This is a genomic window from Cupriavidus sp. 22TCCZM04-2 (assembly GCF_057798895.1).
In genome coordinates this window covers 43693-53682 of record NZ_JBYOJS010000007.1, presented here as the reverse complement: position 1 = coordinate 53682, position 9990 = coordinate 43693, and the positions used below count along the sequence as shown (strand labels likewise).

Sequence of the window (9990 nt, the reverse complement as noted above, 5' to 3'; positions counted from 1 at the left end):
GCAGCCTTCCTGTCGCTCTTTCTCTTTTCCTTCCTCGTATTGTGCTACCGGCGCCGCCGCCTGTGTACGGTGATGGCGGCGGCACGCCGTGCGGCTTTCTTCATCAGGTCAGGTCCTCCGGTACCGCGCGGTACCCCATCGGGCTCGCGGTATTGGCATGCACATGCTTGCGGGCATGCGCTTCGCGCATCGGCTTGAGGACGAACAGCGCGAGGAATGCGGACAGGCCCGCCATGGCCGAGGCCAGCACGAACACCGCATGCCAGTCGCCCGTCGCCGCCGTGATCACGCTGGAGAACGGAACCAGCAGCGCGGCCGTGCCCTTGGCCGTGTACAGCAGGCCGGCATTGGTGGCGGCGAACTTCGGCCCGAAGGTGTCGCCGCAAGTCGCGGGGAACAGGCTGTAGATCTCGCCCCAGGCGAAGAACACGATGCCGGTCAGCACCACGAACGCCACCGGGTTGTGGCCATACTTGGACAGCAGCAGGATGCCGACCGCCTCCACCGCGAAGGCGAAGAACATGGTGCGCTCGCGGCCGATGTGGTCCGAAATCCAGCCGAAGAACGGACGCGTCAGGCCGTTGAGCACGCGGTCGATGGTCAGCGCGAAGGTGAGCGCGGGCAGCGTCAGGCCGAGGATCGACACCGGCGAATCATGCAGGCCGAAGTCCTTGGCGATCGGACCGAGCTGCGCGGTAGCCATCAGTCCCCCGGCGGCCATCATCACGAACATCGCGTACATGATCCAGAAGATCGGCGACTTCAGCACCTGGCGCGGCGTGGCATTGTAGGTCGCGGCGGCCTTGAGGGTCGACTTGACTTCGCTCAGGATCTTGGCCGACGGCGGATACAGGGCCATGCCCAGGAAGAACACGATTAGGCCCTGGCCCAGGCCGAACCACAGGAACGTGGCTTCGTAGCCCGACGACTTGATCATGTTGGCGATGGGCACCACCGTCATCGCGGAACCCGCACCGAACCCCGCCGCGGTAATGCCCGCGGCCAGTCCGCGCCGGTTCGGGAACCACTTCAGCGCATTGCCCACGCAGGTGCCATAGACCGCGCCAGCGCCGATACCGCCGATGGCCGCCGCGAAGTACAGCATCGGCAACGACGACGCCATCGAGTTCAACACCCAGGCCACGGCGCAAAGCAGACCGCCACCCACGACCACAGGGCGCGGGCCGTACTTGTCCACCAGGTAGCCTTCGATCGGCACCAGCCACGTCTCGGTCACGACGAAAATCGTGAACGCGACCTGGATCGCGGTGCGGCCCCAGTGGTACTTGTCATCGATCGGGTTGACGAACAGCGTCCACCCGTACTGCATGTTGGCAATCATCGCCATACAGATGACGCCGAAGACCAGCTGTACCCACGGCGACGCAAAGCGCGACGTGGACTCCCTCTGCTGCAGTTCCATTGATGTCTCCTTCTAGGCAGTCGAAACCGCCTGTGGTGGAAGAGTTGGGCGCCTTCTGACGCCTCTCGCATACCGCACTTTCCCGAACAGCTGAGCCGTTCTAGTGCTATACGGTATGTGATATATCAACCAAGTCAAGCGTATTCTTCGCGGCTCCGCAGCATGACTTTTCCGCGAAAAAGAAGTCTGTCGCGACGGGCTTGCGCGACTGGTGCGTGGCACGCATCAACCGGACTGTTTTGCCACATCCGGAATCCTTGGGAATCAAGCAGTTAGTTTGGCTTACCGCATCAATCCGAAGAGCCAAGCCGACCTCCAGCACGACGCGATTCGCAGCGTCGGAAATCGGGGAAAACAACGGGGCTGGGGAAAGTACCTAGATAGATACAACTAAGACATTGCCCATTTGTATGGACAAAATTGGGAACGAATGAAGATGCCGGCAATCGGGCGACTGTGACAGCGGCATGCGTTAATACGCTGCCACGAGAGGGGGATAGCGGCCGAATTTCTGCATGGTTCCTGCGCCTGTCCCTGGTCGTGTATCGGGTGCCAAGGCTCTTACATCAAGGCAGGATGCGGGTACTGCTCCAAGGGTTGCCGGCCGCTACAACCCTTATATGATGCGCCGTTCAGTCATGACGGCGTCAAACGCCCGACAGATCAGGCGTATGCCAGCTCGCCGGCAGCCGCCACCGTGCGCGAGGGACGAACGCGTCCGATGCCATCGTCTTTCTGGTTCGAACCCAGACCGGCGAAGCGACCGTGTGCCTGCGCGGTCACGAGCACATCCATCGGCAGGCGCGTAGCCAGCAGCGTGGTCATGCCGACGCCGGCAGCGATCAGGCCAAGGCCAAGAACGAAGAGAAGAGCGACTTCCATCTGAAAACTCCAGTTGCATTGTGGTTAGGAGTTTTCATTATATGCTGCGCCGCAGTATGTGTAAATATCCTGTATGTAATATATCAGTGAAGTTTTGCATCAATGCAACAGTGCCGCGCCGGGCCTTCTCCGCCCGGCGTTGCTAGGCTTCCTGTACCAGCGGAGGTTGCCGGCTCGGTTCGACCGTGTCCTTGTACTCGAGTCCACGCAGCGCATCCCAGATCGCGGCAGCATTGGGTTTCAGCGACCGGCTCTTGCGCCGCACCAACATTACCGTGGATGTCACCTGCGGCCGCAGCGGCCGCATGACGGCGGCCGGATGCAGCCCCCCGGCCTGCGCGCGCGACGGCACTACGCCGATGCCGAGGCCCAGCGCCACCATGCCGAATACGGCGGCGAAGTGTCCCAGCAACTGCAACGAACCCGCGCGCACATGATGATGGCTGAGCGCCTTTTCGACGGCCGGCTGGACTCCGCATTGCTGGTCCAGCGTAAGCACGTTGGCATTGCACAGGTCGCCCCACGCAATGGCGTCGCGCGCCGCGAGCGGATGCTCTGCCGGCAGCACGGCGTGATAGGGATCGATGCACAGCGGTTCGCAATACAGGTCGTCGCCCGATTGCGGATCGGTGGCGATGCCGAAGTCCACTTCGCCGCTGCGCACGCTTTGCAGCACGGATTCCTGCGAACGATCCTTCAGGTGGATGGCGATCGCGGGCCAGGCCTTGCGGCAGCCGGCCAGCCACCCCGGCACCGACATCGAACTGAGCACGGGATCGGTCGCGATCTGCACCAGCCCTTGCGACGGCCGCGCCGCGCCCTGGCTGTCGCGCAGGGTCTGCTCGACTTCTTCGATCAGGTGGCAGATCCGTTGCGACAGGTGCTGGCCCGCATCGGTCAGCTCAACCTGGCGCGTGGTGCGATCGAACAGGCGCTGGTCGATCTCCTCTTCCAGTTCGCGCACGCTGCGGCTCACCGCCGATTGCGTCAGGCCCAGTTCGGCGGCGGCACGCGTGAAGCTCTTGTGCCGCGCGACCGCGGCGAACGCCTTCAGTTGGGGAAGCGAGATATTCATGGCCGCCCTCCCCCGCCCTGGGTCCATTGCGGCAACGGCAGCGCCAGGCTGCGATGCTGTCCTGCGGCAAGCGTGGATGATTGCAGTCTGCTCACGGCTGTCTCCTTGGCGGCCCGCCCGCCTGTTTTATGTGTTCTTTGTGTTGTCGTTCCCGTGGCCCACATGGCAAAAGGCCTGCGCCATGCGCAGACCGCTTGCTGGGGGCAAGGCGGGCCCGGACGCCATGTCCGGGTCCGCCCAGTCTCTCGCGCACACCGTCTTATTCGGCTTCTCTGCGCGCCATGAATGCGGCATCCGACACCGGCACCGCTTCCGAATGGCCGGTGATGAATCGCTTGCGCATCGGCGCCAGCACCAGCTTCGCCGACAGGCCCGCCGCGATGGTCACCACCGCTGCAACCGTGAATACGGCATCCCAGCCACCGCGCGCCGACAGCACCGAGGCAAGCGGCACCAGCATCGCCGCCGTGCCCTTCGCCGTGTACAAGGTGCCTGCATTGGCTGCGGCAAACTTGCTGCCGAAGGTGTCCGCGCACAGCGCCGGGAAGATCGAGAAGATCTCGCCCCAGAACAGGAACGTCAGCGCCGCGAAGAACATGAACGCGTACGGGTCGTGGCCGAACTTCATCAGGCCAAGCAGGGCCAGGCCTTCGCCGATGAAGATCACGAACATCGTGTTCTCGCGGCCGAAGCGGTCCGACAGGAAGCCGCACAGCGGACGTGTGAAGCCGTTGCACAGATTGTCGATCGACAGCGTCATCGTCAGCAGCGGCAGCGTCATGCCCAGCATCGTGATCGGCATCGAGGCGAAGCCGAAGTCCTTGGCGATCGGGCCCAGCTGCGCCGTGGCCATGATGCCGCCCGCGGCCACCGCCACGAAGCTCACATAGATCAGCCAGAACACCGGCGTCTTGACCATCTGTCCCGGCGTGAATTCCACCGGGTTGGTCAGCACGGCCTTCGCCGCCACCGCACCCTTCGGCGCTTTCGGCTTCACCAGCAGCAGCGACAGCGCGAAGATCGCCACGCCCTGCAGGATGCCGAAGAACAGGAAGGCATGTTCATAGCCGGAGCTCTGGATCATGTTGGCGATCGGAATCACCGTGATCGCCGAGCCCGCGCCAAAGCCCGCGGCCGTCAGGCCCGCCGCCAGACCGCGCTTGTCCGGGAACCACTTCAGCGCATTGCCGACGCAGGTGCCATACACGCCACCGGCGCCAATACCAGCGATCACCGCGGCCGCATACAACTCCGGCAGCGTCGTCGCATACGAGTTCATCACCCATGCCAGGCCGGCGCAGAGCGCGCCACCGGCCACCACCGGACGCGGCCCGAACTTGTCCACCAGCCAGCCTTCCAACGGCACCAGCCAGGTTTCGGTCACGATAAATATGGAAAACGCCACCTGGATTGCGGACGTGCCCCAGTGATGCTTGGCGTCCATCGGTGACACAAAGAGAGTCCAGCCATACTGCAGGTTTGCCACCAAACCCATGCAAACCACGCCTACGGCCAGCTGGAACCAACGGTTTTGCAGCCCACGTCCGTTCCCGGTCGTGGCCGCCGTTTCTTGATGCGCCATCTACTGTCTCCTGGTGCTGTTCATGCGTTCCCTGGCGGAACGCTTTCCGGGGCCTCTGTGGGGTGGGCCCTACACAATGAGATCGGCGCCTGACATTGCGGCATGCAAATCTGTGGGATTGATGCTACTTCAATCTAAGATTCAGACCGCTTAAAGTTTTTTATCATATGCATTGACGAACGTTTATATATTGCACGGAACGACTGATGAAGAACGCCACGCTGCGCCAGCTAAAAGTCTTTGAAACCGTTGCCCGGCACATGAGCTTTTCGCGCGCCGCCGAAGAACTTCACCTGACCCAGCCCGCTGTCTCGACGCAGGTCCGGCAACTGGAAAGCCACGTCGGCCTGCCGTTGTTCGAGCAACTGGGCAAGAAGATCTATCTCACGCCGGCGGGGCACGAGATGCTGCATTACAGCCGCAGCATCATCCAGCAATTCCGCGAGGCCGAGGATGCCATGTCCCAGCTCAAGGGCATTTCGGGCGGCCGGCTGAACGTCGCGGTGATCAGCGCGGGCGATTATTTCTTTCCGCGGCTGCTGGCGGAATTCATGGAGCGCCACGATGGCGTGACGCTGAATCTTGCAGTGCACAACCGCGAGGAACTGATGCACCAGCTCGCCGGCAACCTCACCGACCTCGCCATCATGGTGCGCCCGCCCGAGGGCATGGACACGATCAACGAGACCTTCGCGCCGCACCCTTACGTGATCGTCGCGGCGCCTACCCACCCGTTGGTCGGACAGCGCAATATCCCGCTGTCGGAGCTGACCGACGAGGCCTTTGTCTCCCGCGAGAAAGGGTCCGACACCTGGAACTCGATGCAGGAAGGCTTTGCCGGCAAGCTGTCCAACCTGCGCATCGCGATGGAGATCAAGAGCACGGAGACCATCAAGCAGGCGGTCATCGCCAACATGGGCATTGCCTTTCTCTCCGCCCATACCGTGGGACTCGAACTCCAGGCCGGCAAGCTGGCCGTGCTCGACATCCAGGGCTTTCCGGTCATGCTGAACTGGTATGTGGTGCACCGCAAGAACAAGCGGTTGCCACCCGTGGCACTCGCCTTCAAGCAATTCCTGATGGAGGAAGGGGCCAGCCTGATCCAGCGCATCACCGGCGTGGAGGGCCTGATCCGGCACGGCGATATATAAACAACAACTTATGGTTTGCCGATGAAACTTTAATTATCGTAAATCCATGGCCGACCCTATGCTTCCCTCAACCCACCGCTAGAGAGAAGACAGGAGGCGCACCATGAACCAGGTCCACATCGAACACCAGCCAGCCGCCACGCTCGGTCATGACAACCAGCCGCTTCCGCGCGCCACCCAGCTCGCGGCCTACAACGCAGCGTTCATCGAACTGGGCCTGCGCTTCCGCTGGGACGAGGCCATGTACGAATGGCTGTGCGGCATCGAATGCGAGAAGGCACGCGTGGCGCGCTATATCGAGGAACACCATACCCATTTGCTCAAGGCTTACGACGCAGCCTTCCTGAGCCAGCTGATCTTCGACAAGAAGAACGAGTACCTGCGAGCGGTCGGACATCTCAACTGAGAGGCCCGGCCACATTTGAAGCGAGCGCGCTCACGGGGCGCGCTCGCTTTTTTTGTTTTCTAGTCGATGAATGTCGCGGGCGGTAAGATTCGGGATCCCGATTCACGCCGCGCTCCGGACCCGCATTGTCCGGTACCGGCATTCACCGATTCATGGCCAAGCGACGCACCGACGAAGAGTTCACCATTGCGTTGACCCGACTGCTGATCGCCGAAGGGATTTCGGATGAAGATCGGGGATGCGTTCAGCGAGCGCTATGAAATCATCCTGAACGGGTTGCTGGTACGGCCGGTGGGTGATGAGGGAAACTTGAATTGCAGGACGGTTTGCTCCCCTCTCCCGCAAGCGGAGAGCGGGAGAGGGGAGCAAAAAATTCCGATGCTCTGACATCAGTCCTGCCTTACTGCTTCGGAATGCCGGCGTTCTGGATCACGCGCCCCCACTTGTCATACTCCTCGCGCACGAAGCGGCTGCCCTGATCAGGCGTTGCGGCCACGGGAATCAGCGCGGCGGCATCGAGCGTGTCCGCAGGTCTGGTTTTTCTGCGCCTGGTTGATAACCTGATTCAGGCGCGCCACTACCGAAGGCGGCGTGCCCTTCGGCACGAACGCCGCCATCCAGCCCACGACCTCGAACCCCGGCACGCCGGATACGGCGATCGTCGGCACATCGGGCAACTGCGCGGCACGCGCGGCGGTTGTCACCGCCAGCGCCCTCACCTTGCCCGACTTGACCTGCGTGACCGCCGCGCCGATGTTGGCAAACAGGAAGTCCACGTGCCCGCCCATCAGCGCGGACATGGCCTCGGACGGACCGCTGTTTTGCAAGAGGCGATCGGTACCAAATCAACGATTTCAGCACCAAAAACGGTTGCTGGCTTGAGCACCGGCAGTCGGGGCGAACACCACACAGCAGGAAGATCCGCGCGCGGAAATGCAATTTCTGTCGCCGCGCGCTACATCCGGCGCATTTTTACGGCGAAGAATAGCTTCTTACAGCACTTTCATGGCAGCAATTTATCGCCTTGTCATTAAATACGAATGATTCGTATTTGTCTTTTCATTTGTATCGTCATATACTCACGCCGCGTCATGGATGCCTTGAATGAAAGGCTTCTATATGGCCTGAACTTGTATTCATGACAATGCATTGATGAACCAGAAAGGGAAGGTTAAACGTGAAAGGACAACAGGACACATTGCGGCTGAACCCGCTCGCCTCGGCCCTCGCCGGCGCAGTGGCAGCCTTTGCCATGCAGGGCGCGGGGGCCCAGGAAAGCAAACCGGCCGCCGCGGCAACGACGACTGAAACCAAGCCAGTGACGTTGCAGAGCGTGACCGTGACGGGCACGCGGGGCGACGGCTACAAGGTCGATGCAGCCCAGTCGTCCAAGTTCACCGCCCCGCTGCTCGACACCCCGAAGTCCGTCACGGTGGTACCCGCCGAAGTCGTGCAGCAAACTGGTTCAGGTTCGCTGCAGGAGGCGTTGCGGACCACGCCGGGCATTACCTTTGGCGCCGGCGAGGGCGGCAACCCGATCGGCGACCGTCCTTTCATCCGCGGCTTCGACTCCATGTCGAGCATCTACGTCGACGGCGTGCGCGACACCGCTTCGCAGACGCGCGACACCTTCAATATCGACCGCATCGAAGTCATCAAGGGCCCCAGCTCGGCCTTCGGCGGCAAGGGATCGGCCGGCGGCATGATCAATATCGTGTCCAAGCTGCCGACGGCCGAGACCTTCACGCAGGGCTCCGTAGGCATCGGCACGGACTCGTACTTCCGCGCGACGGCGGACGGCAACTACCTGCTCAACGACAACACCGCCGTGCGCCTGAACGCCATGGGCCAGAGCTTCGACGTGCCCGGCCGCAATGAAGTCGACCAGCGCTCGTGGGGCTTTGCGCCGTCGGTGACGTTCGGCCTGAATTCGCCTACCCAGGTCACGCTGCAGTACTACCACCTGCAGGGCAACGGCATGCCCGACTACAGCATTCCGTACAACCGTGGGTCGACGGCGCCGACGAAAGAGAACCCGATCGGTCCGGCGAACGTGAATCGCAACAACTTCTACGGCCTGACCGACCGCGACTTCCAGAAGACGCAATCGGACATCGCCACCGCGATCATCAAGCATGATTTCCGCAACGGCCTGGTGTTCAGCAACACCACGCGCTGGGGCCGTGCCAGCAACAACTACATCGTCACCAATCCCGATGACAGCCGTGGCAATGTGGTGAACGGCTACGTGTACCGCAGCTACAAGAGCCGCGACTCGACTACCGAGACGCTCACCAACGCCACGGACCTGAGCGCCGAGTTCCATACCGGCCCGCTCAAGCACAACGCCAGCTTCGGCTTCGAGTTCAGCCGCGACAACACCGAGAACAATCCGTACAACGTGGTCTCGGCCGGCCCGTCAGGCAGCACCTGCAATGCGGGATTGCTGGCCAGCTTCGACTGCACGTCGCTGTACAACCCGACTCCAAACGACCCGTGGCGCGGCAGCATCTCCAAGATGCCGTACACCACGACCACGACCACCAGCACCCAGTCGGTCTACCTGTTCGACACCGTCGAGATCACCAGGCAATGGCTGGTCAATGGTGGCGTGCGCTACGACAACTACAACACCCACGCCTTCACTCCGGCTTACAAGAACCCGAACACAGGTGCGGCGGTGGCGGCGGCGGATATCCGCAACAACTCGCACTTCTTCAACTACCAGGCCGGCATCGTCTACAAGCCGGTGGAATACGGCAGCATCTACCTGTCCTATGGCACGGCTTCGACGCCGCCCGGATCGACCAACGGCGACGGCGCCGACAATATCGCCGCGACGCAACGCAGTCTGGACCCGGAGCGTTCGCGCGCGCTCGAACTCGGTACCAAGTGGGATCTGTTGTCGCGCCGGTTGTCGCTGACCGGCGCCATCTTCCAGATCGAGAAGAACAACGCCCGCGTGGCGCTGGATGCCAACACCACCATCAACGCCGGCAAGCAGCGCGTGAAGGGCTTCGAACTCGGCTTCGCGGGGAACTTCACCGACAAGTGGGGCGTGTTCGGCGGCTACACCTACCTGGACAGCGAACTGATCGACAACGGCCCGCAGGCCGCGAACGCCATCAACAATGGCAACCAGTTCCCCAATACGCCGAAGAACAGCTTCAGCCTGTGGTCGACCTACCAGGTCCTGCCAGCCTTGACGGTGGGCGGCGGCGCCTATTATGTCAGCCAGGTGTATGGCAACCCGGCCAACTCGCTGTATGTGCCGGCGTACTGGCGCTTTGACCTGATGGGTGCCTACCGCGTCAACAAGAACCTGACGCTGCAGCTGAACATCCAGAACCTGTTCGACAAGACGTACTACACCAAGGCCTTCGCGGCGCACTATGCGGCGCTGGCACCGGGGCGTTTTGGGATGCTGACGGCGAACTTCAGGTTCTGAAGATGCCTGCCGGTTGATTGATA

The 9990-nt window shown here is 62.1% G+C and carries 8 protein-coding genes; 3 read left to right on the top strand and 5 right to left on the bottom strand.

Going from position 1 to position 9990, the window contains the following annotated elements; translation table 11 throughout:
• Positions 1-103: 103 nt before the first annotated feature.
• From oxlT (AC3FKG_RS12755) to oxlT (AC3FKG_RS12740), 4 genes are all read right to left on the bottom strand, one after another.
• On the bottom strand, positions 104-1423 hold the full coding sequence (oxlT, locus tag AC3FKG_RS12755) for an oxalate/formate MFS antiporter (protein ID WP_483713880.1): 1320 nt from the start codon (positions 1421-1423) through the stop codon (positions 104-106).
• Positions 1424-2086: 663 nt separating this feature from the next.
• A complete protein-coding gene (locus tag AC3FKG_RS12750; protein ID WP_483713879.1) occupies positions 2087-2305 on the bottom strand; it encodes a hypothetical protein in 219 nt (72 codons plus the stop codon).
• A gap of 142 nt (positions 2306-2447) precedes the next feature.
• On the bottom strand, positions 2448-3380 hold the full coding sequence (locus tag AC3FKG_RS12745; RefSeq protein WP_483713878.1) for a LysR family transcriptional regulator: 933 nt from the start codon (positions 3378-3380) through the stop codon (positions 2448-2450).
• 259 nt (positions 3381-3639) lie between these two features.
• The gene (gene oxlT / locus AC3FKG_RS12740; protein WP_488743250.1) at positions 3640-4962 is read right to left on the bottom strand and encodes an oxalate/formate MFS antiporter; all 1323 of its coding nucleotides are present in this window, start codon (positions 4960-4962) and stop codon (positions 3640-3642) included.
• 206 nt (positions 4963-5168) lie between these two features.
• On the opposite strand from oxlT (AC3FKG_RS12740), the gene AC3FKG_RS12735 reads away from it, so the two are divergent.
• Both AC3FKG_RS12735 and AC3FKG_RS12730 read left to right on the top strand, forming a co-directional pair.
• Positions 5169-6113, top strand: coding sequence for a LysR family transcriptional regulator (locus AC3FKG_RS12735; protein ID WP_488743249.1), 945 nt, complete (start codon positions 5169-5171; stop codon positions 6111-6113).
• Between the two features lie 103 nt (positions 6114-6216).
• Entirely contained in the window at positions 6217-6519 is a 303-nt protein-coding gene (locus AC3FKG_RS12730; RefSeq protein ID WP_483713875.1) for a LysR family transcriptional regulator, read from the top strand.
• Between the two features lie 479 nt (positions 6520-6998).
• Here AC3FKG_RS12730 and AC3FKG_RS12725 read toward each other — a convergent pair whose 3' ends face one another.
• Positions 6999-7346 (bottom strand): tripartite tricarboxylate transporter substrate-binding protein, encoded by a 348-nt coding sequence (locus AC3FKG_RS12725; protein WP_488743248.1) that lies wholly within the window; start codon positions 7344-7346, stop codon positions 6999-7001.
• A gap of 350 nt (positions 7347-7696) precedes the next feature.
• Here AC3FKG_RS12725 and AC3FKG_RS12720 point away from each other — a divergent pair, with 350 nt between their 5' ends.
• Positions 7697-9967: a TonB-dependent receptor gene (locus tag AC3FKG_RS12720; protein ID WP_488743247.1), complete on the top strand. Its 2271-nt coding sequence runs from the start codon at positions 7697-7699 to the stop codon at positions 9965-9967.
• Positions 9968-9990 lie beyond the last annotated feature (23 nt).

What these genes read in the sequence shown, in the direction of transcription:
- oxlT (WP_488743250.1), bottom strand. Translation starts at nt 4,962, where the DNA reads ATGGCGCATCAAGAAACGGCGGCCACGACCGGGAACGGACGTGGGCTG.
- AC3FKG_RS12750 (WP_483713879.1), bottom strand. Translation starts at nt 2,305, where the DNA reads ATGGAAGTCGCTCTTCTCTTCGTTCTTGGCCTTGGCCTGATCGCTGCC.
- AC3FKG_RS12730 (WP_483713875.1), top strand. Translation starts at nt 6,217, where the DNA reads ATGAACCAGGTCCACATCGAACACCAGCCAGCCGCCACGCTCGGTCAT.
- AC3FKG_RS12735 (WP_488743249.1), top strand. Translation starts at nt 5,169, where the DNA reads ATGAAGAACGCCACGCTGCGCCAGCTAAAAGTCTTTGAAACCGTTGCC.
- AC3FKG_RS12745 (WP_483713878.1), bottom strand. Translation starts at nt 3,380, where the DNA reads ATGAATATCTCGCTTCCCCAACTGAAGGCGTTCGCCGCGGTCGCGCGG.
- oxlT (WP_483713880.1), bottom strand. Translation starts at nt 1,423, where the DNA reads ATGGAACTGCAGCAGAGGGAGTCCACGTCGCGCTTTGCGTCGCCGTGG.